This window comes from Pseudomonas sp. SCPG-7 (assembly GCF_002156405.1).
GTDB lineage: Bacteria > Pseudomonadota > Gammaproteobacteria > Pseudomonadales > Pseudomonadaceae > Aquipseudomonas > Aquipseudomonas parakoreensis.
Map to the genome: position 1 here is coordinate 346,386 of NZ_MVOO01000001.1, position 22,417 is coordinate 368,802.

General features: G+C 57.0%; 22 protein-coding genes, 1 tRNA gene and 1 pseudogene. 14 read left to right on the forward strand and 10 right to left on the reverse strand.

Translation table 11 applies throughout. The features are described 5' to 3' along the window. Window positions 1-53 precede the first annotated feature (53 nt). Together B1722_RS01650 and B1722_RS01655 are read left to right on the forward strand one after the other, a co-directional pair. On the forward strand, window positions 54-941 hold the full coding sequence (locus B1722_RS01650; protein WP_086791010.1) for a universal stress protein: 888 nt from the start codon (window positions 54-56) through the stop codon (window positions 939-941). 199 nt (window positions 942-1,140) lie between these two features. After that, window positions 1,141-1,395 carry an Lpp/OprI family alanine-zipper lipoprotein gene (locus B1722_RS01655; protein ID WP_086791011.1) on the forward strand — a complete coding sequence of 85 codons (255 nt, stop codon included), beginning with the start codon at window positions 1,141-1,143 and terminating at the stop codon, window positions 1,393-1,395. A 236-nt stretch (window positions 1,396-1,631) separates the two neighbouring features. On the opposite strand, the gene B1722_RS01660 is transcribed toward B1722_RS01655, so the two are convergent. Next, window positions 1,632-2,156, reverse strand: coding sequence for a GAF domain-containing protein (locus B1722_RS01660; RefSeq protein WP_047294079.1), 525 nt, complete (start codon window positions 2,154-2,156; stop codon window positions 1,632-1,634). 214 nt (window positions 2,157-2,370) lie between these two features. Between B1722_RS01660 and B1722_RS01665 the strand changes: the two genes are divergently transcribed. Both B1722_RS01665 and B1722_RS01670 read left to right on the forward strand, forming a co-directional pair. Beyond that, entirely contained in the window at window positions 2,371-2,601 is a 231-nt protein-coding gene (locus tag B1722_RS01665) for a hypothetical protein (protein WP_027613841.1), read from the forward strand. Between the two features lie 171 nt (window positions 2,602-2,772). Further along, window positions 2,773-3,690, forward strand: coding sequence for a LysR family transcriptional regulator (locus B1722_RS01670; RefSeq protein WP_086791012.1), 918 nt, complete (start codon window positions 2,773-2,775; stop codon window positions 3,688-3,690). A 90-nt stretch (window positions 3,691-3,780) separates the two neighbouring features. On the opposite strand, the gene B1722_RS01675 is transcribed toward B1722_RS01670, so the two are convergent. Further along, window positions 3,781-4,242: a cupin domain-containing protein gene (locus B1722_RS01675; RefSeq protein WP_371851364.1), complete on the reverse strand. Its 462-nt coding sequence runs from the start codon at window positions 4,240-4,242 to the stop codon at window positions 3,781-3,783. Between the two features lie 358 nt (window positions 4,243-4,600). Here B1722_RS01675 and B1722_RS01680 point away from each other — a divergent pair, with 358 nt between their 5' ends. Further along, window positions 4,601-5,365, forward strand: a complete 765-nt coding sequence (locus B1722_RS01680; protein ID WP_086791013.1) for a glucose 1-dehydrogenase — start codon at window positions 4,601-4,603, stop codon at window positions 5,363-5,365. Between the two features lie 93 nt (window positions 5,366-5,458). Then, window positions 5,459-7,849 carry a membrane-bound PQQ-dependent dehydrogenase, glucose/quinate/shikimate family gene (locus tag B1722_RS01685; RefSeq protein ID WP_041072598.1) on the forward strand — a complete coding sequence of 797 codons (2,391 nt, stop codon included), beginning with the start codon at window positions 5,459-5,461 and terminating at the stop codon, window positions 7,847-7,849. A 211-nt stretch (window positions 7,850-8,060) separates the two neighbouring features. Here B1722_RS01685 and B1722_RS01690 read toward each other — a convergent pair whose 3' ends face one another. Continuing rightward, window positions 8,061-8,489 (reverse strand): hypothetical protein, encoded by a 429-nt coding sequence (locus tag B1722_RS01690; protein ID WP_254616377.1) that lies wholly within the window; start codon window positions 8,487-8,489, stop codon window positions 8,061-8,063. A 671-nt stretch (window positions 8,490-9,160) separates the two neighbouring features. Between B1722_RS01690 and B1722_RS01695 the strand changes: the two genes are divergently transcribed. The 5 genes from B1722_RS01695 to B1722_RS01715 all read left to right on the forward strand — a co-directional run bounded on the left by B1722_RS01695 (window position 9,161) and on the right by B1722_RS01715 (window position 14,546). Further along, window positions 9,161-9,394: a hypothetical protein gene (locus B1722_RS01695; RefSeq protein ID WP_041072600.1), complete on the forward strand. Its 234-nt coding sequence runs from the start codon at window positions 9,161-9,163 to the stop codon at window positions 9,392-9,394. Between the two features lie 671 nt (window positions 9,395-10,065). Beyond that, on the forward strand, window positions 10,066-10,797 hold the full coding sequence (locus B1722_RS01700) for a GntR family transcriptional regulator (protein ID WP_041072602.1): 732 nt from the start codon (window positions 10,066-10,068) through the stop codon (window positions 10,795-10,797). Between the two features lie 133 nt (window positions 10,798-10,930). Next, on the forward strand, window positions 10,931-12,220 hold the full coding sequence (locus B1722_RS01705) for an MFS transporter (protein ID WP_086791014.1): 1,290 nt from the start codon (window positions 10,931-10,933) through the stop codon (window positions 12,218-12,220). Between the two features lie 28 nt (window positions 12,221-12,248). After that, window positions 12,249-13,079, forward strand: coding sequence for an amidohydrolase (locus B1722_RS01710; RefSeq protein ID WP_041072606.1), 831 nt, complete (start codon window positions 12,249-12,251; stop codon window positions 13,077-13,079). 90 nt (window positions 13,080-13,169) lie between these two features. Next, window positions 13,170-14,546 (forward strand): GntP family permease, encoded by a 1,377-nt coding sequence (locus B1722_RS01715; RefSeq protein WP_086791015.1) that lies wholly within the window; start codon window positions 13,170-13,172, stop codon window positions 14,544-14,546. 102 nt (window positions 14,547-14,648) lie between these two features. Here B1722_RS01715 and B1722_RS01720 read toward each other — a convergent pair whose 3' ends face one another. Then, window positions 14,649-14,834 (reverse strand): hypothetical protein, encoded by a 186-nt coding sequence (locus B1722_RS01720; RefSeq protein ID WP_084234244.1) that lies wholly within the window; start codon window positions 14,832-14,834, stop codon window positions 14,649-14,651. Between the two features lie 973 nt (window positions 14,835-15,807). Beyond that, window positions 15,808-16,257 carry a hypothetical protein gene (locus tag B1722_RS01730; protein ID WP_041072612.1) on the reverse strand — a complete coding sequence of 150 codons (450 nt, stop codon included), beginning with the start codon at window positions 16,255-16,257 and terminating at the stop codon, window positions 15,808-15,810. Window positions 16,258-17,013: 756 nt separating this feature from the next. On the opposite strand from B1722_RS01730, the gene B1722_RS01740 reads away from it, so the two are divergent. Beyond that, window positions 17,014-17,244: a hypothetical protein gene (locus tag B1722_RS01740; protein WP_086791520.1), complete on the forward strand. Its 231-nt coding sequence runs from the start codon at window positions 17,014-17,016 to the stop codon at window positions 17,242-17,244. 1 nt (window position 17,245) lies between these two features. On the opposite strand, the pseudogene B1722_RS29710 reads toward B1722_RS01740, so the two are convergent. Both B1722_RS29710 and B1722_RS01750 read right to left on the reverse strand, forming a co-directional pair. Next, window positions 17,246-17,410, reverse strand: a pseudogene (locus B1722_RS29710) (DUF159 family protein); the annotation flags it as partial. A 258-nt stretch (window positions 17,411-17,668) separates the two neighbouring features. Beyond that, a tRNA-Ser gene (locus tag B1722_RS01750) sits at window positions 17,669-17,756 on the reverse strand. Between the two features lie 123 nt (window positions 17,757-17,879). On the opposite strand from B1722_RS01750, the gene B1722_RS01755 reads away from it, so the two are divergent. Continuing rightward, entirely contained in the window at window positions 17,880-18,551 is a 672-nt protein-coding gene (locus tag B1722_RS01755) for a Bax inhibitor-1/YccA family protein (protein WP_027613775.1), read from the forward strand. Between the two features lie 63 nt (window positions 18,552-18,614). Here B1722_RS01755 and B1722_RS01760 read toward each other — a convergent pair whose 3' ends face one another. Both B1722_RS01760 and B1722_RS01765 read right to left on the reverse strand, forming a co-directional pair. Continuing rightward, window positions 18,615-18,941: a YceK/YidQ family lipoprotein gene (locus tag B1722_RS01760; RefSeq protein ID WP_041072616.1), complete on the reverse strand. Its 327-nt coding sequence runs from the start codon at window positions 18,939-18,941 to the stop codon at window positions 18,615-18,617. Between the two features lie 58 nt (window positions 18,942-18,999). After that, entirely contained in the window at window positions 19,000-19,437 is a 438-nt protein-coding gene (locus B1722_RS01765; RefSeq protein WP_007915449.1) for an Lrp/AsnC family transcriptional regulator, read from the reverse strand. 151 nt (window positions 19,438-19,588) lie between these two features. On the opposite strand from B1722_RS01765, the gene B1722_RS01770 reads away from it, so the two are divergent. Continuing rightward, a complete protein-coding gene (locus B1722_RS01770; protein WP_086791017.1) occupies window positions 19,589-20,485 on the forward strand; it encodes a DMT family transporter in 897 nt (298 codons plus the stop codon). Here the strand turns inward: B1722_RS01770 and B1722_RS01775 are convergent. Next, window positions 20,472-22,361, reverse strand: a complete 1,890-nt coding sequence (locus tag B1722_RS01775; RefSeq protein ID WP_086791018.1) for an acyltransferase family protein — start codon at window positions 22,359-22,361, stop codon at window positions 20,472-20,474. The genes B1722_RS01770 and B1722_RS01775 overlap by 14 nt on opposite strands. Between the last annotated feature and the right edge of the window lie 56 nt (window positions 22,362-22,417).

Below are 22,417 nucleotides of genomic sequence, written 5' to 3' on the forward strand. Positions count from 1 at the left end.
CGCTGGTGACGATCTTGACCGTCCCGCATGGTTCATCCGACTGGAGAACATTCATGAGCCAATATCAAAGTCTGTTGCTGGTAATCAATCCGGCTCTGCGCCGCTCTCCGGCGATCAGCCATGCGGCTGCTCTGGCCAAGGCCAGCGGGGCGACCTTGCATATCGTGGCGCTGGTCAAGTCATTGGACATTCTCTGGTTGCTTGAAGAAGGCGACCGGGAAACAGCCCGGGCGAACTATTTGCAGGATCACCGCGACTGGCTCAAATATCAGGCCGGCAACCTGCGCGACAGAGGCATTGACGTGACAGTCGAAGTCGCCTGGTCGGATGACATGAAGCAAGAGATCCTCGACCTCGTCACCGAGATGATGCCCGACCTGCTGATCAAGCAAGTGCAGCATGAGTCGTTGCTCAAACGCGCCTTCTTCACCCCGCTGGACTGGCACCTGTTGCGTCATTGCCCGGTCCCGGTCTATCTGCTGGGCGGGGCAGGACAGGCATTGCCACGCAAGATCGTGGCAGCGGTCGACGCCTCCGCAAGCGACCCGGTGAACGACCAATTGAACAAGCGCATCATCGATCAGGCCACGGCCATGGCGATCCAGTGTGACGCCGAGTTGCATCTGTTGTACGCCTACGACATTTCGCAGGAGTACCTGGAGGAACTGGGCGAAGGCTTGACGGTTTCAGAGCTGACCAAGGAACTGCGCAGAGAGTTCGAGAGCGCGTATATCGACCTGGCCAAGCGCTATGGAGTACCCGCCGAGCGCCGGCATTTCGTGGTCGGCCACCCGGTTGCCGCACTCAGTGAGTTCGCCGATGCACAGCATGTGGATGTGATCGTCATGGGCCGGGTGCAATACCATGGGCTGGACAAGCTGCTGGGCAGCACCACCGAACATATTCTTTATCAGGTGCCGTGCAACCTGTTGGCGGTCTGACAGCGACGTCTACTTACGACAAATGCCGTGACGGGCATATTGCGCTGATTTCAGTGTCGACCGCTGGTTAACACTGCCAACAGGCAGTTGCCTGCCGGTTAGCCGTTCATTGACAAAAATCAGAGGCCGGCCGTGTTCACGCCAGATACTTCAGGGGTGGCCGGATTTTTCCCGGCGCAATGACCCAAGGAGAGTCATCATGAACAAGCGTTTATCTGTGGTTCTGCTCAGCGTCCTTTTGGCGATGAGCGCCGGGTGCAGCAATAAAAAGGCGCAGGAAATGGACACGCGAATCGACGCTGCCCAGAGCACTGCAAGCGCGGCACAATCCCGTGCCGACACGGCTTACTCCAGGGCGGATCAGGCAGCCACTGCAGCCAGTCAGGCACAACGTACGGCCGATGAGGCCAATGAACGCGCCAGCCGGATGCTGGAAAAGGCCAGCCGCAAATAGTGAGTTCGTCCGGCCAGCGTTTGCAGCAGTTGTGCAAAGGGCGGCGGTAAAAAACCTTGTCGGTTTCCCGGCAAGGGGTATGACAGCGCGAAACTTACTCGCCCTTGATGATCAGGCTGTCGTTCGATCGTTTGGTCTCGATGTACTTGTGATCCATGGATGGAGCGCAGATCTCACACGCCAGAAATGAAACAGCCCTGAATATTCAGGGCTGATTTTAGTTATTCGTTAACACTTCATCCGTTCTTGCTGTAGCCGCTGCCGACGTCCGTCAGATTCGAATAAAAGATGCAGCCGATCAGCCTCGCGAACAGGCCTAACGTGTCCGCCAGATCCGGGTCGTCGAATATGACCGCCCTGGAGTCCAAGGCACACAGCGCACCCCACAGTTGTCCATCGGGAAGGAAAATGGGCGCGCCGGCGTAGCTTTCAATCAAATATTGCTTCACCACGGGACGCGTGGAAAACCTGCCATCGCGACTGATTTGTGGCACGAACAGCACTTGAGGGTCTCTGCGAAACTCACTGCACAGCGTGGTTTCCAGTTCCAGCGTGTCACCGGTGTGGATTCCAAGCTCGATCGGATCGTACGCGGAACAGACAATCCATTCCGTGTCGGTGAATTTGGCGATCGCCGCGAAGCGCGTCCCGGTCATGCGTGTGACCAGTTGCAGAATATTGGTAGTGGCTTCAATTTCAGCGATAGAGGAACGTTCCTCTGCGCTTAGCAACGCTCTGTGAATGGTGTCACTGAGAGGCATGCAGTGTTCTCCGGTCATGATTGTTCGAGCTGGCAACGGCTAAACGCGTTTGAAACTTCGCGTTGGATTCCCGGCAAAACGGATTCGTTCACTTGAAGGGTTCTGATGGCTACCATAATGAAGGATCGTTTGCGTGTGGCTTGAGGCGCCGTTTTCGGCGGCGTAGCCTTGAACACACATTTGTTCAATGTCGCATTGAAGGCAAGGTGAGGAAGTGGAAGGCGTAGTGTTGAGCGAAAAGATGCAGCGTGAAGCTGATCGGCTGCTGGCGCAGATTGTCCGGGCAGATTCGATGATCATTGCGGTGAAGGCGGGGGCGCGTGCGGATGGCTTCGTGCTTGGGCTGGAAACCAGTGAGGTTTTGCGTGCCGGCGATGCTGAAAAGCTGTACGTCATTTTTGAAGCGGCTTTGGTGGAGCGTCTGAAAACGCTTTCACGGTCTTGAGCGGCTTGTCAGGCTTCACCTGTATTTTGCAGGCAGGTCAAGACCGGTGAGCCAAGCACCGCTGTCTGTCGAATCCAGTTGATTAGTGTTTGCGGTTTGTCTTGGTTAGTATCAAGCACGAAGCCGCCGCACCGCGAATGATTCTCTCCCGTCACCCCATTGAGGCATCCAATGCAGGCCAGTCGTGCCAATCTTGCCGATTTCGTTTATTTCCTGGCCATTGCTCGCCACCAGAGTTTCAGTCGCGCCGGGAAGGAAGTCGGTATCAGTGCTTCGGCGTTGAGCCATGCGATCAAGGGGCTTGAGTCGCGGTTGGGGGTCCGTCTGCTGAACCGAACGACGCGCAGTGTCACCTTGACCGCTGCGGGCGAGGAGCTGCACAGCGTCATCAGCAAACCCATGGATGAAATCGGTTTGGCGACGGAAGCGCTTAATCGCTTTCGCGATGAACCGATCGGACGTATTCGTCTGAATACCTTAAGCGATGCTGCCGACTTGTTACTGGGGCCCGTATTGCCGGTGCTCAATGATCGGTATCCGGAAATCCAGGTCGATCTGACGGTCACCAATCTCATCGTCGATGTGATCGGCGGCGGCCATGATGCCGGGATCCGCTATGGCGGAACGGTACCGGAAGACATGATCGCTCAGCGCTTGTCACCGGATATCCGCTGGGTGGTCGCGGGTAGCGCGGACTATCTTGAACGCTTCGGCGTTCCCCAACATCCGAACGACTTGATGCACCACCGTTGCCTGCGGATTCGGCTGGGCAATGGCGCCATGTACGATTGGGAGTTCGAGAAAGAAGGACAGCAGCTCTCCATTGCTGTCCCGGGGTGCATCACCATCGATGAAACTCGCGTCGGACTTTCACTGGCTCGTCAAGGCGCGGGCCTCATGTACGCCCCTGAGCCGGCGATGATGCCGCTGCTCGAAAGTGGTGAGGTGATCAGGGTGCTCGACGACTGGTCCAGCACAGGTTCCGGGTTTCACATGTACTATCCCAGTCACCGTCAATTGCCGGTAGGGCTGCGTCTGTTGATTGACTTGATCCGTGAGCTTCAGCCCATCGGCGATTACCAGGCGTAAGCCCGTGACGCGTTGCCTGCTTCCGGCCTGATACCCGCGAGGTGTCGCGGCGGGCATCGATGCGCCCACGCCTGAGCTCGGCGCAACGTTTCAGTGTTGTGTGCCAAGCAATGCCTGGTACTGCGCGTCGGTCACCGGTTCCAGCCACTCGACGTTCTTGCCGTCCCGAGCTTCCTGAATGGCAATGTGGGTCATGCCGTTCGTGGATGTGGCGCCGTGCCAGTGCTTCACGCCCGGTGGTGTCCAGACCACATCACCCGGTTTGATGACGATCTTCTCGCCCCTGGCTTGTTGTATCCAGCCTGTGCCTGAGGTGACCACCAGCGTCTGGCCCAGAGGATGGGTATGCCAGACCGAGCGTGCGCCGGGCTGAAACGTCACTGCGCCTGCCGAAACAGTCGAGGGTGCCCGCGCTGCAAACAGTGGATCGATGCGCGCGTTGCCAACGAAGTTGCCGGGCGCCCCGGTGATGGATGCTTGTTCGCCATTTCTGACCACGCTCATAGTCTCGTCGGCAGGCAGTTCGGCAGCATGGCTTGCGAACGCAGGCATCAAGGTCATTGCCAGCATGGGTAAGGCGACACGTGTTTTCATCGGCAGATTCCTGTTGATTGAAGAAATGCGCCTCCACGCTAGTGCACCAACTTCCGCGCGACTACCGGGAAAAACCTGCATGAAACGATGAGCAGCGCTCACTAATCGTCTGTTTCATCGCACTCGGTGTTTTGTCACGGCGATCTCGCCTTTCTTCACGATTGATGAGTATTGCTCATCGGAACATCCCACTCAGGGCCGGTATTCAGCTCTCCGAGCGTCGATTACCTTGGTTACATCAAACAATGTCTGCTCAGTGCGTTATGAGGCTATTGCTCATAAACATTCTGCGCAGCTGCAAAGTGAGGAACATTCGATGAGTTTTTCGTTCGAGAACAAGGTCGCCCTGGTGACCGGCGCGGCTTCCGGTATCGGTCTGGCCACCGCGCAGGCGTTCGCACGGGCCGGCGCTGCCGTAGCGTTGGCGGATATCGATGGCGGCGCTGCACAGGCAGCGGCGCAGGCCTTGATAGCTGCAGGACATCGCGCTATCGGCATTCGCTGCGACGTGGCGGACGTCGGTCAGGTTCAAGCCATGGTCAAGGAAACGGTCGCGACATTCGGTCGTCTGGACGCTGCGTTCAACAACGCCGGTATTCAGAACCTGTTAGCTGAGACAGCCGACGCCACGGTCGAGGATTACGATCGGGTCATGTCGGTCAATTTGCGCGGCGTCTGGGCGTGTATGAAATTCGAACTCGAACATATGCGCCGCCAGGGCGGCGGAACGATCGTCAACTGCTCGTCTTTGGGCGGTCTGATCGGAGGTGCCGAGCGGGGCAACTATCACGCGGCCAAGCACGGTGTCCTCGGCCTGACCAAAAGCGCAGCGCTGGAGTATGCCGCACGCAACATCCGCGTCAATGCGGTGTGCCCTGGCTTGATCTGGACGCCGATGGCCGAGCGGATGGTCGAAGCGGGGCAGGGTGAAGCGCTGGCAGGCATGACCAAGGCTATCCCCATGGGACGTCACGGCAAGCCGGAAGAAATCGCTGACGCTGTGCTTTGGCTGAGCAGCTCGACCTCAAGCTACGTCACGGGGCAGTCCATCTCGGTGGATGGTGGTTTTGTCATGCGCTGAGGCGCGTCCACCGAAGTATCGGTAGGTCGAAACATACGGCCTGACGATCGGCCAACCGCAGGCTCTGTCGGTAATCACTTAAAGGAGTAAGCCATGCCGCCATCGAACACTTCCCGGTTAACCGCCACGCTGCTGATTGTCCTTGGCTCCTTTATCTTGCTCATCGGACTTTCGCTGCTAGCGGGTGGTTTTTATCTCGTTGCGCTGGGCGGCTCGTGGTACTTCGCCCTGGCAGGTGCAGGATTGGCCATCAGTGGTGTGTTGATGCTGCGTCGACGTCGATCCGGAGCACTGGCGTACCTGCTGGTGTTCGCCGGCTCTGTCTGCTGGTCGGTTCTGGATGTGGGGTTGACGTTCTGGCCGCTGTTTTCGCGCCTCTTCGCGCTGGCTGTCATCAGCGTACCGGTGCTGGTGGCGATCCCGTATTTGCGCAGTCGCCAGCGTGGCACACTGGCGCGGCTGGCTTGCGTGGCGGCTGCGGGCATGGTCGTGGGGCTGTGCGCAACGCTCTACGCAGCCTTGCAACCGCAACCCATTCTGACCGCCGAGAGGATGCCGGCGCCTGTACCGGGGAAAGCGGTCGGCACAGTCGAACCCACGACCGACTGGCGTTATTTCGGTCATACACCTTCAGGAACACGACATGCCGTGAGCGATCAGATAACGCCGCAGAACGTGTCGAATCTGACGCTTGCCTGGACATATCGCACAGGTGAAATACCCAAAGGTGCGCAAGGGCATGTGGTGACCCCCCTTCATGTCAATGGCGTGCTCTACGGTTGTACGCAGTCGAGCCAGTTGTTCGCCCTGGACGCGGATACCGGCAAAGAGATTTGGCATCACGACCCCAAAACCCAGGCAAACAATGTTTACCCGCGTTGCCGAGGCGTGGGCTATTACGAAGAAGCCCACGAGCTGGCCGCCTCAAACAACGCTGTTGCAGCGCAGCCCTGTTTGCGGCGAATCATCGCGACCACGGTTGACGCACGGTTGATTGCAGTAGACGCGCAGACTGGCCAGGCGTGCAGCGATTTTGGTCAGCATGGCAGCGTAAGCCTGCGTATCGGCGTGGGCGATACAGATCAGGATTTGTACTTTCCGACGGCCGCACCGACGGTTGTGCGTGATCTGGTAGTGGTCGGTGGGCTGGTGTGGGACAACCAGAAAACAGGTGAACCGTCTGGCGTGGTCCGCGCCTTCAATGTGCGCTCGGGGGCATTGGTGTGGGCCTGGGATCTGGGCAATCCGGCGATTACCCGCGAGCCTCCCGAGGGGCAGACTTACACCGCAGGTACGCCGAATGTCTGGTCGACACCGGCCTTTGACGATGCGCTTGGACTCATCTACTTGCCCACCGGCAATGCCACTCCGGATTTTTGGGGCGGTCATCGCTCCGAGGCCGATGATCGCTACTCGTCTTCCGTCGTCGCACTCGACATCGCGACTGGCCTCGAGCGCTGGCGCTTCCAGACGGTTCACCACGATCTCTGGGATTACGATGTACCTTCGCAACCAGCGCTTTACGATGTTCCTGATGGCCATGGAGGAACGCTCCCGGCACTGATTCAGACCACCAAGCGTGGCCAGATCTTCATGCTTGACCGGCGTAACGGAAATCCAATTGCGACAGTCGAAGAACACCCTGTTCCTCAAGGTGGTGTGGCGGATGAGCGAATTTCTGCGACTCAACCCTATTCGACCGGAATGCCCGCCATCGGCACTGAGCCGCTCAGCGAAAAGCGCATGTGGGGGCTTACGCCGCTGGACCAATTGATATGCCGGATCGACTTTCGCAAGGCTAGATATGAAGGTGAGTTCACGCCGCCGAGCGAGCACCTGACGCTCCAGTACCCAAGCTGGTTGGGCGGCATGAACTGGGGATCGGTGTCCATTGCGGAAAACCTCGGCTACATGATCGTCAATGACACCCGGGTAGCCATCTGGAACCGAATGATCCCCCGTGCCGCTTATGACGCGAAAACCCTTAGTGGCGGCGGCCATGAAGGGAACGCTCCGCAGGCGGGGACACCGTGGGGTATCGAGCAAGGCCGCTTCCTGTCGCCGTTGGGTATTCCGTGCCAGGAGCCGCCTTTCGGCACCATCAGTGCAATCGACCTGGCGACTCGAAAGGTGGCTTGGTCGATGCCCCTGGGGACCACCGAGCAAACGGGTCCGCTGGGCATTGCCACGCACTTGCCGATGCCGATTGGCATGCCCACTCGGGGCGGTCCGGTGACTACATCAAGCGGCCTCGTGTTCATGGCCGGCACTCAGGACTTTTACCTCCGTGCCCTTGATGTTCGCACCGGCAAAGAGCTGTGGAAGGGCCGTCTGCCTGTCGGAGCCGAAGCGACTCCAATGACTTATGTTTCCCCATACACCGGCAGACAATTTTTGGTCATCAGTGCCGGCGGTAACTCGGCGACGACGCAAAAGGGGGACTATGTGATGGCCTTTGCGTTACCTGAGCACGGCGTGCAGTAACTCCGCATGCCTGCTTATGGAAAACACAAGCACGACTCAATTGATGAAAGGCGTGCCACTGACTGGACAACGCCTGCGCGTGAGGGGATTGACAGATCTTCCGATCAGAAATGATTGATGCAGCCACCGGAAGTTGTGTCTGCTGCGTGGACTCACTGTGGTACGACACGGCGAAAAAAGCCCGCGAGAGAGGCGGGCTTCAAGGGGGGCTTCAGAGGCAGTCGGACTTGCCTATCTGAAAATTGACGATCGGTGAACTGGTTGAATCTTTGTAGAGGAGGTCAATGGAAAGACCCGATTTCACGAACTGTCCCAAACCTTTTTCATTACAGAATGCAGAAGCTGCAATCGCTCTTGCATCCTTGGTGAATTCATCAGAATCGATTTCGTCTTTGGTAACTTTTGTGAGTGTGTAAGAGATACGCATGACCTCATCGCTGTAGGTCACAGAATCGACGCGAGTTGAGTCATCAGATACTTTTCCGGACAGCGCACTCATGATGAGCGCGAGCCCTTTGAGTTGGCGCTCCCGCTCCTGCTTTTTCTCTTCCTGGCCAGATTTTGCGTGCCATACCTGTACCAGGATAAAGAGCAAAGTCATAGCCGAAAAAAATAGGATGATTCCGCGATTCTGTTTCAATTGAGAGTACCGTAGCAAAAGGCCATTACTCATTTGAACATGCCGATCGCACCATCTCAAGTTGGAGAGGTTTCATCATTGATGACCCAAAAATTTCGACGGCATCGATCCGCTGCGCTGACTGCCTTTACGCGTTGAAGAAATTGCACTCGGGTCAGTCGGGGGAAGGCGCAGCGCGAAAAAAGTGGGCGGGTGATAGAGTCTTGGCCCGAGCCGCTGGCAATGAGCATGGTCATTCTACGATGCAGATCCAGCGCTGGTGCTGCCGGTATGGCGCGCGAGTGAAGTGAACATCTGAAACCAGATTCATGCCTCGCCCCTGGAGCGCTTGGGCCAGTTGTACGAGTGTCTCTGCTTGGATAGTCATTGCTGTCACCTCGTCAGATTTACTGCGTTCATAATTCTTGACCGAGAGGGCAATTGGCTAATTCAATTTTTTTACAAGTGTCATTGGAGATGCACGGGAATGTCGACCCTTACCAAGACGGGATAAGGATTGCGCGGCGAGAGGTCGATAAGTGGGATCGGGTCTGAACCCAGTCGCGGCGATCTCTTCAAGTCAAGCTGCTGCGAACACCGCACCTTCGTGACCAATGGTGGCACACTTTGATGGCACTATCGTGTCAATTCGGTTATGTTTCCGTTCGGCAAGACGCCGAATGGAGAACGAAATGGCCGTTATTCGCGAAGATGCACTGCAAGACGCATTAATTTCCGTGCTGATTGCGTCGGAAAATCAGGGAGTCAATCTTGAACAGTTGATCACGCGCGCCCTGTCCATGACGGCGGACTATCCGCACGATTCGTCAGGTGTCGGAGCGGTGCCTACACGAGCGAGCATTGAGTTGCAGAATGCTTATCGCGCAGTTTTGCTGGGCAGACGAACGATTTCTAAAGAAGCCTGATCGGGTTTCGGATTGGCTCGAAGATTTCGTCTTCTGGTTCACCGGGGTGCTTCGCCAAGTGCTGCAACCCGGTAGCGCTCAACCGTCGCAACACCTTTTCGCATGGCTTGTAAGGTGTCTTGGCACCGCACAGCATCCAGGCTTGCGTTTCGAAGTCGGAGACGATCCGATTTCTCAGGATCTTCTGCTACACCTCTTGCTTGTTCGTGGGCCTTCATGACTTGTTTGAGGGCTTAAACACTCTGGCCATCTCAACCGCAAACTTCTCGACTCCCGATACAGCGCCTTTTGCTGCTGATTTCTCGCATTTTCTCTCTGCTGGATGGCTATTGCCCTCGGATACTGTTCCTCGCCCGGTGCTGTTGCGCTGCCGGGCCATAGCTGCAGAGAGACTGCGCTTAATGGAAAGCGACTTTCATCTGAAGTGGGATTTTTGCAGCCAACCTAGTTAGTCGTGACAGTCGGTAAACGGTCGATAGCTGTCACTCCTGACCGTCCACATGCGGCCAGAATCTGACATTGCCGGCGAGAACCCACATGTCTATGAAAAGGGCAGTGGGGCAGCCATTCGTCAGCAGGACGAAAAGCCCCTCCTTGACAGGCAAGTTATCTGGGCAAATACTCGCCGCACGATTCATATAGATGACTAGATAACAAGGTGAATAAAGTCGATGAATTCTTTATCCAGTGATGCCCGACTCCCGCTGTATCAACGCCTGCGTGACCAATTGGCTGAGCAGATCGCCAATAATCGCTGGCGTCCGGGGGAGGCGATCCCTACTGAAGCGGCGCTGTCTGCGGAATACCAACTGTCCACCGGCACGGTGCGCAAGGCGATTGATGCGTTGGTCAGTGAGGGCATTCTGGAGCGTCAGCAAGGGCGAGGGACGTTCATTCGCCGGGCGCAGTTTCAATCCTCATTGTTTCGTTTCTTCCGATTCCAGACTATTTCCGGTGAGCGCCAGGTCCCGGAGAGTCGCATCCTCTCGATCGAGCCCGTTGCCGCACCGTCGGCCGTAGCGCAAGCACTGGGGTTGCCCGCCGATGCGCCGGTCATTCGTATTGTCCGTGTGCGTCTGCTCGATGTTAAGCCGGTGCTCGCCGAAGAAATCTGGTTGCCCCGCCAGCGGTTTCAGGCGCTGCTGGAGATCGACCTCGGTCGCGAAGGGCCGCTGCTGTATCCGATCTACGAAGAAGTGTGCGGACAGGTTGTTGCATCGGCCGAAGAAACGCTGACCGCTGAATCGGTGAATGACGTGCATGCCCGATTGCTCCAGGTAGCGGTCAACAGTCCGGTGATCGTGATCGAGCGTCTGGCCCGCGATTACGCGGGAAGCCCGCTGGAATGGCGTCGCTCGCGCGGTCACGCGGAGCACTTTCGCTACAGCGTGGATATTCGCTGACGCTTGCCTGCGTAGCGGAGCGTTCTGCGGCGGCTAGATCGCCGCCCGATTTCTGTTTGTTTGCCAAAGCTGACCCTGTCGCGGTGCGGTTGGCTGTCGGCTGCCTTGCGTAACACCTATAAGGATAAGAATCATGTTCAGCTGGTATCGCCAAGTCACTCCTCGGGAGCGCAAAACGTTTTGGGCCTGCTTCGGCGGATGGTCGCTCGACGCGTTGGAAGTTCAAATGTTCGGTCTGGCGATTCCGGCGCTGATCGCCGCTTTCGCACTGACAAAGGGCGATGCCGGATTGATCAGCGGCGTTACCCTCGTCACCTCGGCACTCGGTGGCTGGGTGGGTGGGACGTTGTCTGACCGCTATGGCCGTGTGCGCACGTTGCAGTTGATGATTGTGTGGTTCTCGTTCTTCACCTTTCTCTCGGCCTTCGTCACGGGCTTCAATCAGTTGTTGGTGGTCAAGGCGCTGCAGGGTTTCGGGATTGGCGGGGAGTGGGCGGCCGGTGCGGTGCTGATGGCCGAGACGATCAATCCGCACTATCGCGGCAAGGTCATGGGCACTGTGCAAAGTGCCTGGGCGGTGGGTTGGGGCCTGGCGGTCGGGGTGTTCACGCTGATCTATACCTGGGTGCCACAGGACATGGCCTGGCGTGTGATGTTCCTTGTCGGGTTGCTGCCGTCGTTCCTGATCATCTGGGTACGTCGTAACGTTGAGGAGCCGGACAGCTTCCAGCGTCTGCAAAAAGACAACGCCATCCCGCAAAGTTTCTTCAAGTCGCTCGCCGGGATTTTTCGCCCGGAACTGATTCGCGTGACCCTGTTTGGCGGGCTGCTGGGACTGGGCGCGCACGGTGGCTATCACGCGGTAATGACCTGGTTGCCGACCTTCCTCAAGACCGAGCGCAATCTCTCTGTGCTGAACTCGGGCGCGTATCTGGCGGTGATCATCTTCGCCTTCTGGTGTGGTTGTGTGGCCAGCGGCTATTTGATCGATCGCATTGGCCGTCGTAAAAACATTGTGCTGTTTGCCTTGTGCTGCGTGGTCACGGTGCAGTGCTACGTCTTTTTGCCGCTGACCAATACGCAGATGCTGTTCCTGGGGTTCCCGTTGGGGTTCTTCGCCGCCGGTATTCCAGCCAGTCTGGGAGCGCTCTTCAACGAACTTTACCCTGCCGATGTACGCGGTGCCGGCGTTGGCTTTTGCTACAACTTTGGCCGGGTGCTGTCCGCTGTATTTCCATTCCTGGTCGGGCACATGAGTGACTCCATGTCGCTGGGTTCGGCGATTGGTATCGATGCCGGGATCGCCTACGGCGTGGCGGTGCTTGCCGCACTGTGCCTGCCTGAAACCCGGGGCAGGAACCTTGAAGCCAATGCCACCTCCGTTTCGGCCGGTATCAACGGCAATCAACGCGCTCGGGCGTGATGATCCTAACCTTCAGTAGATAAAACCCATGTCAGATACCCGCTCCAAGTCGATCACCGGCATCGACTCCCATGCCCATGTGTTCGACCGTGATCTGCATCTGATCGGTGCACGGCGCTACACCCCTGAGTACGACGCTACGCTTGGCCAGTACCTTGAGCATTTGCAAACGCATGGTCTGAGTCACGGTGTATTGGTGCAACCCAGTTTCCTTGGCACCGACAATAGCTACCTGTTGGCGGCGTTGAAGCAAGCACCGCGGCAGTTGCGCGGTGTGGTGGTGCTGGAGCCAAGCGTCAGTCGTTCTACTTTGAATGACATGGCTCGACTGGGCGTGGTCGGCGTGCGCCTGAACCTGATCGGCAAGGCGTTACCTGATTTTCGTGACAGTGCCTGGCAAGGGTTTTTCAGCGATATCGCTGATCTCGACTGGCATGTCGAGTTGCACCGGGAAGTCAGGGATCTGCCGGGTCTGATCCAGCAATTGACGCCGTTCGGCGTGAAGTTGGTGATCGATCACTTTGGGCGGCCGGACGCGAATGCGGGTCTCGATCAGCCCGGGTTTGGCGAGTTGCTTGAGGCCGGATCTAAAAGTCCGATCTGGATCAAGGTATCGGGAATCTATCGTTTGGGAGGTACGCCACAACAGAACATTGATTTCGCTCGAAGGGCATTACCGTTGCTGGAACAAAGCTTCGGCCTGCATCAGTTGGTATGGGGCAGTGACTGGCCGCATACGCAGCATGAGCAAAGCATCGGTTTCGCCACCGTCGTCGACCAGTTGCAAGCCTTGGAACTTTCGGCGCAAGCCAGCGACTCGCTGCTGGTGCAAGCGCCTCGAAGGTTATTCGGTTTTTAGAAAGTCGAACGCTGAAACTCAGCCGTTGCAGATGCCATTCATCTCACCCACTTACAAGAATTTGGGCACCAGCCCAACCGAGAACCTTTCATGACTCCCTTAGATATAGATCTGTTACTGACCGCATTGATCAGCGTCCTGGTGCTGGTAGCGCTGATCGTCTCGCGCCTCAAAATGCACCCGCTGCTGGCTTTGCTGGTAGTTTCCGTCGGCGTAGGCTTTGCAACCGGTATGGAGCCAGATGGCATCGTCTCCCACTTGGTCACCGGCGCCGGCAAAACATTGGGGGCAGTGGGGGTGGTCATCGCGCTGGGGGCGATGCTCGGCAAAATTCTTGCTGACGCCGGCGTCACCGAGCAGATTGCTGCGGTCATCCTCAAGCGCACAACGGATCGGATGATTCCGTGGGCGATGATGATGGTCGCGTTTGTAATTGGCATTCCGATGTTTTTCGAGGTCGGCCTGGTGATCATGCTGCCGCTGATTTTCAGCGTGGCGCGCAAGCTGGAAAGTCAGGCGCGCTTCAAGGGGTCAGCGTATGTCTATGTGGGCGTTCCGGTGATTGCCGCACTGGCCGCCATGCACGGCATGGTTCCGCCGCACCCTGGCCCGTTGACGGCCATTGCCGCGCTGAAAACCTCGGTCGGTCCGACCATGCTCTATGGTTTCCTGGCGGCTATTCCGGCCATGATTTTAGGCGGCCCATTGTATGGCGCATTCATTTCCCCGCGCATGAGCACTCGGCCCGATCAGGTGTTGCTGGATCAGTTCACCCTGGCTGAAAAAGCCGACGATAAACCAAGCCCCAGCGTATACCTTGGCGTGCTGGCAGCCTTGCTGCCGGCGATCCTGATGCTGATCCATGCCGTCGCCGAGATGGTATTGGCCAAGGACAATGCGCTGCTGAAAATGGCCGGTTTCCTCGGCAATCCGCTGATAGCGATGTTGCTGGGCGTGCTGTTCGCCGGAGCCAGTCTGGTACTCGCGCGCGGCGGCGATGCGGGGCAATTGCGTGAGTCGCTGGGCAAGAGCCTCAAGCCAATCGCCTCGATCATCATGATCATCGCCGGCGGCGGTGCCTTTCAGGAACTGCTGACCAGCGCCAAGGTGGGCGATGCGATTGTGCACCTGACTCAGCAGTCGGCGTTCCCTCCGCTGATCCTCGGTTGGTTGATCGCCATGTTGCTTTCGGTATCGACCGGTTCTGCCACGGTAGGTATCGTGGGGGCTGCCGGCTTGCTGGCACCGCTTGCCGGTGCTGATCCCAGCCTCAACCTGCCGCTGCTGGCCTTGTCCATTGGCTGCGGCTCGTTGTTCTTCAACTACGCCAACCATGCAGGTTTCTGGATGGTGAAGGAATCCTTCGGCATGACGATGGGCGAAGCCACCAAGACTATTTCGGTGGTGCAATCGATCGTCGCCGTGGTCGGTTTGATTGTGGTATTGCTGTTGAACGTAGTCGTGTAATGACCTGAGGCGGCGTCAAATCAGGACGCCGCCATCTGTGAGACCCCTTATTGGCCGTCGATCAGACGCGGCAGTTGCAGCGGATTGGACTCGCGCAGTGCCTCACCGGCCAGTTGAATCCACAGCCGAAAGTTGCCTGTCGAAGACAGCCACATCTCCCATCATTTCAAGGTCGAACAAGTGATGTCGGAAGACGACGGGCGAGCGGTGGACGTTCCGGCCTTCGAGGATCTTCGCGGCCACCAATATCAACCAGGCCTCAACCTTGCGGCGGATGAAGCGCTTCACGCCGCCACCTGCGTCGGCTGTTCTTGGCGCAGCGCTTGGTCACTGCGACGAACTCCAGACCTGACTGCCGAGCAGTACTCCTTGCGCGCCTGGGTGAGCTTTCTGTGTAGGGACTCATAGGCATACATGGCGAGCCGAAAGTTTGGGATCGCGACTGGAAGGAGGTGTGGAATTTCCTGCGTGAAGCTATTTCAGAAGTGGATGTTCAGGCGTTAAAGCCTGTGTGGCAGGTCATCTTTGATGAAAATTCTGAAGATGCGGCATAAAGGTATTTCTATGTTGGGATTTGTAAGGTAGTTTTCCCATGGTGCAAAAGTAACGCGAAACGCACATAGACATTCAAGCCCGGCCAATCGCCGGTTTTTTTGCTGAGGTGATATGGATACTGCCGGCCACGAGCTCGACCAAATCTACTTCGTGACACTTTACCTTCCCGGTTTCTTTTCGTTTGTATTAGTCATCGCCTTAGCAGTGCTTCGGAGGCAGTTTCTCGTCATACCGCAATGGAAAGCTTTTGCGCTTTTTACGATAGGGTTGCTGATGATCGGCGGTGCGTTACCAGTATGGCGGGCACTCTTTCCTGAGCGATGCCTCTACTATCCTTTTAAGCCATTGAGCCCTTGTTGGATGGAGCCATCAGCAGCATTTCAGATGGGACTATTTGGTGGGGTTGTCGGTGCGCTAATAGCGCTGGTAGTACTCAAGGTTTCGCGAGTAGCCGCCAGGAAAATAAGTAGTGTCAGGTAACAGAAAACCCGCCCACTGCGGGTTTTTTTATGCCTCGAATTCACCTGTAGCCAGGGCAGCACTCGGGAATGGCTGGACATCGATAGCCGGATAGTGCGACGTACGGAATCAACACCGGCAGCCCGCGTACCCTGACCTCAAACTTGCTTTCGGGGTGGGGCGAGATTTAAAGCTGGAGACGCTGAGCATGAATCCTGCTCGGCGCCTCCTAGATCATTTTTTTGGATCAGAGTGCCGAATTGGTATCGAGCATTGCCTTTTTCGCAGCCTCGAAGTTTTCTGAAGAGAACTTGACGACGTCGCCGCCCTCAATCACTACGGTTGCTGGGCCGCCGAGGATTGCATTAGCCAAGAAGGCTTTTCCTTTTTCAGTCTCCGGAGACAGAACTCTTTTCCCACCGAGGCAGGCTTGAACGAACTTCACATTGGTTCCGTTTATTTGAAAAGGGCCTGCGGGTCTAGGATTAGAGTTTTCCCCTTTTTCACAAAATGCCCCCGACAAGTCCACCAAATTCATGACCACGTGTTCGCCTTCAAACAAGCTTGCCATCGCAAGCAACGGTTGCTCTCCGGCCGGGTCGAGAACGTACATCGTTGAGGTGAACTGCCGCCACTCGTTTGCTTGGGCGGTAAAAGACAGGGCAGATGCAAGTGCAAAGGCGAAGAGCTTGCGCATTTATAACTCCATTCTTGAAAGCATTGGTTGTTTCCGGCGCTTTCCAAAGCGCTCGATCAGCAGTGGGCTGATGGCGACGTAATATTACACGTGCTCTGCAGATTGGTCATAAGTTAAGTCGTCCGAGTGAAGGCAGGCCAAAGACTGCTATAAATTTCAGTTGATTTTCGATTTTTTCGTGCAAAGAGTGTCGCGAAGACGAGTTTTTCGTGTTAAGGAAGTCAACGAGCCTCGGCATTTGCCGGGGCTTTTTCGTTTCCGGCTCCCCACACCCATTCTTCCGAGCTAGCCTATGTGCATGAAATTTCTCAGTAACGCTGCTCATTTTTGCATTCGCGGCGGCACACTCCTATTTTTATAGGGGCTACCATGAAAATCCTGTGGGCATGCGTTCTGGCGTTGTTGGTCACCGGCTGTTCTAACCATCCCTTGGACTGTGCTCTGGGCACGCCGCGGGCTGACTGCTTACCGGGAACCAATGGCTATGCTGAGCACCAAAGACGAGTGGATAACATTGAGGCGCTTCGCGCCGCCAAAAATGCTAATGACGACGCGAAGTGTCGTTCGTATGGGGTCTCGCCAGGTAGCGATGCATATGTGAATTGTCGGGTCCAGCTCGACAAATAACCGACGCTAACAAGTTCAGCAATGGACAAACAGTCGGCCGGCTACTCAATTGTTATGACGATTATCTGGGTTTCAGTCGTTCTTCCTACCATTTAATGGATGTCGTAGTGAAGGTAATAGGTGACTGACGTGGAAGGCGTGGTGCTGAGTGAAAAGCAGAAACGAGAGGCGGATCGGCTGCTGGCGCAGATTGTCCGGGCTGATTCGATGATCATCGCTGTAAAGGCGGGAGCACGGGAGGATGGCTTCGTGCTTGGGCTGGAAACCGGCGGGGCTTTGCGCGCAGGCGATGCTGAAAGGCTGTACATCATTTTCGAAGCCGCCGTAGTTGAACGCCTGAAGACGCTCACTCAGACCTGAATCATCCGATAGGCTTAATCAGGTCGGGGCCTTGATTCCGGACGTTCCCCACGGCCCGGTCAACCTTGAACCACTCGAACGCCTCTGTCGGTTCACCTTGGTGCAGCGCCATCTGTTCGGCGCGTTCTTTCCGCGTGGCCGGGTCCAACCACTCCCGGGCGAGTTTTCGTTGATCTTGAAGAGCAGGGAAGGGAGAAGGTCGGAGTTGGGCATTTTGGTTTCCTTGGCAGCCAAGGGATCAGCGTAGCACCGTGTTACATGAAGAGTGTTTTAACGATTGGCAGGACGCCGGAGAGGGGAGAAATCGGTCGGAGTTATGGAACGCGCCCACAAAAGCTATGGAACACATATCGAAAGGCAGAAATTTTCGTAAACGCCAGAAACGACAAAGCCCTGAATAATCAGGGCTTTGTCGTATCAAATATGGCGGAGGCGATGGGATTCGAACTCATGGACCTGTTACAGTCGACGGTTTTCAAGACCGTTGCCTTAAACCACTCGGCCACACCTCCGTTTGCGTTGCGGGCGCCATAATACCTGAATGAAACACACTGTCAAACTCTGTGCATGGCTTGTTACAGAGCGTCTGTTATGATCTTTGCCACTGAACGTTTCAAACCAACAGGAGTGTCGCCATGCGCGAACAGGATTACGCAGTTCACAACAGCGTGCAGGCTGAGCAGCTAGAGGTTAGCCGCGTCCTGCGCAACACATACGGCTTGCTGGCGCTCACCCTCGCATTCAGCGGTGTGATGGCTTTCGTGGCGCAGCAGATGCGTGTTGGCTACCCGAACATTTTCGTGGTGCTGATCGGCTTCTACGGGCTGTTCTTCCTCACCAACAAACTCCGTGATTCGGCATGGGGCCTGGTGTCCGCCTTTGCGCTGACCGGTTTCATGGGCTTCCTGCTCGGCCCGATCCTCAACCGTTACCTGGGCATGCAGGGCGGCGCTGAAGTGGTCAGTTCGGCATTCGCGATGACCGCACTGGTGTTCGGTGGTCTGTCGGCCTATGTGCTGATCACCCGCAAGGACATGAGCTTCCTCGGTGGTTTCATCACCGCCGGTTTCTTCGTTCTGCTGGGAGCGACGCTGGCAAGCATGTTCTTCCAGATCAGCGGCCTGCAACTGGCGATCAGCGCCGGTTTCGTGCTGTTCTCGTCGGTCTGCATTCTGTTCCAGACCAGCGCGATCATCCACGGTGGCGAGCGCAACTACATCATGGCGACCATCAGCCTGTATGTATCGATCTACAACCTGTTCATCAGCTTGTTGCAGATCTTCGGCATCATGAGCCGCGACGACTGATCGCTGGCCTGAATTAACAAAAAACCCGCTTCGGCGGGTTTTTTGTTGTCTGCGAAACGCGGATCAATTGATCACGATGCTGCCATCAGCCTGTTGCTTGTAAATGGTGTAGGGCAGCAGAAATGTATCCAGCACACCCGAAACCGCGGCATCTACCACCAGACCAAAAGAAGCATTGTTGTAATTGAACGCGTCGACGCCATCCGGTTTTTCGGCGTGCAGCATGCAAAAGTCGTAGGTTGCACCGCTGTAAATGCGCGGAACGGCGCCGCAATAGGTTTTCTTGGTTTTCAGCTGGTCCACGGAAAACTTGTCGTTGAACGCAACCGTTTGCACCGTCCCGCACCCGGTGAGCAATACTGCCGACAGCATCAATGCCTGAAATTTCATTACCGCCAATCCTTCGCCGGAAAAATCCCAATCTACGCCGAACACGCGCAAAAAGCACTCACGCCATCGGCGGCAACCGGCGTTTGACTGGTGTCTTCTTGACGATCGCGGTGTTGGTTTCGGCCAGCGTGTTGAGGCGGTCGAGCAGAGTGTCGAGCTGTTCCATCGAGCGCACGTGCAGGCGGGCGATGAAGCAATCTTCCCCGGTGACCTTGTCGCACTCGGTGAATTCCGGAATCGACAGGATCTGTCGTTCCACTTCCTGCAATTGCCCCGGTAACGGTCGCACCCGAACGATGGCCTGCAGTTGATAGCCGAAGCATTTCGGGTCGATCTCAACCGTATAGCCCTTGAGCACGCCGCGCTCCTCCAGGCGACGCAGGCGCTCGGCCACGCTGGGCGACGACAGGCCGCTGATCTGCGCCAGTGCCTTGAGCGAGCGGCGCGAGTCTTCCATCAGGGCGCTGATGAGGATCTGGTCGATATCGTCGGTCATGGCGCAACTCCGGCATTAGGCATTTGCGGGAAACCACCCGCGATAAAAAAGGTAGAAACCGAGTTTAGCCTGCTTTTTGCGCTGGAGGCGCAAAGAGCCTGCTTGGCATACTTTGGCCACGCTTTCGTCAAAACGTTTAGGGAGATCGATGATGGACAACTCAATCCGCCGTGGCTCATTGGAAATGACCGCCGCCATGCTGATTTCCGGGACCATTGGCTGGTTCGTGCTGGTCTCCGGGCAGCCGGTACTGGACGTGGTGTTCTGGCGCTGCGTGTTCGGCGCCGGTACCTTGCTGCTGATCTGCGCCGCGTTCGGCTTCCTGCGTCCGGGCATTCTGACCCGCACCACGTTCCTGCTCGCCGTGCTCAGCGGGGTGGCGATTGTCGGCAACTGGGTGTTGTTGTTCGGCTCGTATTCCCGGGCCTCGATCGCCATCGGCACGGCGGTCTACAACGTACAACCGTTCATGCTGGTTGGCTTGGCGGCACTGTTTCTCGGCGATAAAATCACCTTGCAGAAGCTGTTCTGGCTAGCGATTTCCTTCCTCGGCATGCTGGCGATCGTCAGCGCCCACGGCGGGCAGGGCGAGAGCGGTCACGAATATCTGCTGGGGATCGCGCTGGCGCTGGGCGCGGCGTTGCTTTACGCGATCGCGGCGCTGATCATCAAGCGTCTCACCGGCACGCCACCGCATCTGATCGCGCTGATCCAGGTCTGCACCGGAGTGCTGTTGCTCGCGCCGTTCGCGCACTTCAACGGTCTGCCGCAAACCAACGGAGCCTGGGCCAGCCTGGTGACGCTGGGCGTTGTTCACACTGGCCTGATGTACGTGTTGCTGTACGGCGCGATCCAGAAACTGCCGACCGCCCTGACCGGCGCACTGTCGTTCATCTACCCGATTGCGGCGATCTTCGTCGACTGGTTTGCCTTCGGCCATCGCCTGCAAATCCTGCAATGGGTCGGCGTGGCGGCGATTCTGTTGGCCGCCGCCGGGATGCAACAGGGCTGGGGCTTGAAAACCCGGCGCCAGCTCAGATCGGTTTGATCACATCGCGGAACAGTCCTTTTAACTGCTGATTGCCGGCATCCACCAGATGGTTGTCGTCAAAGTACAGCGGGACGCCGTCCATGGAGCCCATGCAGTGGCCATCGGGGCACAGGTACGGCGTCGGGTCGATCACCGTCGCGTTGCAGCGGCTGGCAGCAGCTTCGATGGTGCCGATGGCGATGCGATTGCGTTTCTCATAGGCCTGCAACGGTAAGGAAATGTCTGTGTTTTGCCGGAACAACCGCTGATTCAGATTCAAACCCTTGTAGACGCTGAAAGGCATTTCCGGGATCGGTTTGACGATATACACCGGATGGTTTTCAGCGATCGAGCAGACCGTGCTGACGTACTCTTCGGTATAGGCTTCGGCAAACGCGGTCTGGCGCTCGGGAAAGGAAATCCGATAGCTGTTTTCCCGCCCTGAATCCGCGTACAGCGCCGCGCGGCTGAACAGCACCACCGGCACGCCGACGTACGCGGTTTTCAGTTGTTGCAGCTTTTCCTGATTGAAGCCTCGACATTGGCTTTCGACGGTTTTGTCGTGCATGGCGAAGTGCGCCAGGGTCGGGCAACCGCCCCGTGACCAGGACAGCGCTGCGTTAGGGTTGTCCATCTGCACCGCCGCTGCGGTGGATTGCGCATGACTGTCGCCGTACAAAATCACCGACACATCCCCCGTGCCCAGTTTGCAATCCGCCGCCGCATAGGCATTCGGGTAGCACTCCTGCGGATACAGCTTGCTGGTGTATTCCGGCTGACCAAATTCGACCAGTGCCGGGCGCCAGTCGGGATGCTGCTTTACCAGCGACGACGTGACTGCCGACACGGCAACCACAGCTACCGTCAGCGACGCGAACTTGATCACTGTTCGAGTAGCGCTCGTACCTTTCTTCACCTTCGATTCCACCAGGTAGAAGGACAGGGTGCCGAGGACGAACGAGGCGATGATTGCGCCGATCACGTGCGGCCAACTGCTCAAAAGCCCGCACAGGTAAAGCAGCACCACCAGCGGCCAATGCCACAGGTACATCGAGTAGGAAATGCTCCCGACAAATTGCAGCGCAGGATTGCTGCTGAACACCGACCGGGTATTGCCGTGAATCACCAACATCGTCCCCAGCACCGGCACCAGTGCCAGGTAGCCCGGCCACAGGTCCGCTGCCGAAAAAACCAGCACGCTGACGGCAATCGCCAGCAGGCCGAATCCTTCGCAAATCGTGCCGCCGCGCTGGCTCAATCGTAGGGGAAACAGAAAAACCAGCCCGCCAGCGATCATTTCCCAGGCGCGGGTGGGCAGCATGTAGAAGGCGAACGTCGGGTTGAGGCGAGTCATGACGACGGACGCCAGCAGCGAAACCAACGCCAAGACAACCAGGGCAAAGCGGGTTTTATCGGCGCCGAAGTACTTGTGCAAACCCATGATCAGCACGGGATAGAGCAGATAGAACTGCCATTCGACCGACAGTGACCAGGTATGCAACAACCAGTTTTCATGCAGTGGCGCGGCAAAATAATTGCCGCTTTCGGCGAAACTGAAGTTCGAACTGAATAGCAGACTGCTCTTGATCGTGCGGATGGTTTCGCGCAAGTCGTCCAGCGGCAAGTAAAAGTAACCGAAGACCAGCAGCGTAACGCACAGCACCAGCAGGGCAGGAATAATGCGGCGAGCGCGGGAGGCGTAGAAACCGAGGAGGGAAAAGTTCTGCTGCTGCACGCCATTGACGATGATGCCGGTCATCAGGAAGCCGGAGATGACGAAGAATACGTCTACGCCGACGAACCCGCCCTCGAACCCTGGCACCTTGAAATGAAACAGCACGACCGACAGCACGGCCAGTGCCCGCAGGGCGTTGATACTCTTCCTGAATTGCATTTATGCGTCCATGTCACATCCGTTGTGCGGCGCATTGTAGTGATGATGTCGGCTTT

What these genes read in the sequence shown, in the direction of transcription:
- B1722_RS01650 (WP_086791010.1), top strand. Translation starts at nt 54, where the DNA reads ATGAGCCAATATCAAAGTCTGTTGCTGGTAATCAATCCGGCTCTGCGC.
- B1722_RS01655 (WP_086791011.1), top strand. Translation starts at nt 1,141, where the DNA reads ATGAACAAGCGTTTATCTGTGGTTCTGCTCAGCGTCCTTTTGGCGATG.
- B1722_RS01660 (WP_047294079.1), bottom strand. Translation starts at nt 2,156, where the DNA reads ATGCCTCTCAGTGACACCATTCACAGAGCGTTGCTAAGCGCAGAGGAA.
- B1722_RS01670 (WP_086791012.1), top strand. Translation starts at nt 2,773, where the DNA reads ATGCAGGCCAGTCGTGCCAATCTTGCCGATTTCGTTTATTTCCTGGCC.
- B1722_RS01675 (WP_371851364.1), bottom strand. Translation starts at nt 4,242, where the DNA reads ATGCCTGCGTTCGCAAGCCATGCTGCCGAACTGCCTGCCGACGAGACT.
- B1722_RS01680 (WP_086791013.1), top strand. Translation starts at nt 4,601, where the DNA reads ATGAGTTTTTCGTTCGAGAACAAGGTCGCCCTGGTGACCGGCGCGGCT.
- B1722_RS01685 (WP_041072598.1), top strand. Translation starts at nt 5,459, where the DNA reads ATGCCGCCATCGAACACTTCCCGGTTAACCGCCACGCTGCTGATTGTC.
- B1722_RS01695 (WP_041072600.1), top strand. Translation starts at nt 9,161, where the DNA reads ATGGCCGTTATTCGCGAAGATGCACTGCAAGACGCATTAATTTCCGTG.
- B1722_RS01700 (WP_041072602.1), top strand. Translation starts at nt 10,066, where the DNA reads ATGAATTCTTTATCCAGTGATGCCCGACTCCCGCTGTATCAACGCCTG.
- B1722_RS01705 (WP_086791014.1), top strand. Translation starts at nt 10,931, where the DNA reads ATGTTCAGCTGGTATCGCCAAGTCACTCCTCGGGAGCGCAAAACGTTT.
- B1722_RS01710 (WP_041072606.1), top strand. Translation starts at nt 12,249, where the DNA reads ATGTCAGATACCCGCTCCAAGTCGATCACCGGCATCGACTCCCATGCC.
- B1722_RS01715 (WP_086791015.1), top strand. Translation starts at nt 13,170, where the DNA reads ATGACTCCCTTAGATATAGATCTGTTACTGACCGCATTGATCAGCGTC.
- B1722_RS01730 (WP_041072612.1), bottom strand. Translation starts at nt 16,257, where the DNA reads ATGCGCAAGCTCTTCGCCTTTGCACTTGCATCTGCCCTGTCTTTTACC.
- B1722_RS01755 (WP_027613775.1), top strand. Translation starts at nt 17,880, where the DNA reads ATGCGCGAACAGGATTACGCAGTTCACAACAGCGTGCAGGCTGAGCAG.
- B1722_RS01760 (WP_041072616.1), bottom strand. Translation starts at nt 18,941, where the DNA reads ATGAAATTTCAGGCATTGATGCTGTCGGCAGTATTGCTCACCGGGTGC.
- B1722_RS01765 (WP_007915449.1), bottom strand. Translation starts at nt 19,437, where the DNA reads ATGACCGACGATATCGACCAGATCCTCATCAGCGCCCTGATGGAAGAC.
- B1722_RS01770 (WP_086791017.1), top strand. Translation starts at nt 19,589, where the DNA reads ATGGACAACTCAATCCGCCGTGGCTCATTGGAAATGACCGCCGCCATG.
- B1722_RS01775 (WP_086791018.1), bottom strand. Translation starts at nt 22,361, where the DNA reads ATGCAATTCAGGAAGAGTATCAACGCCCTGCGGGCACTGGCCGTGCTG.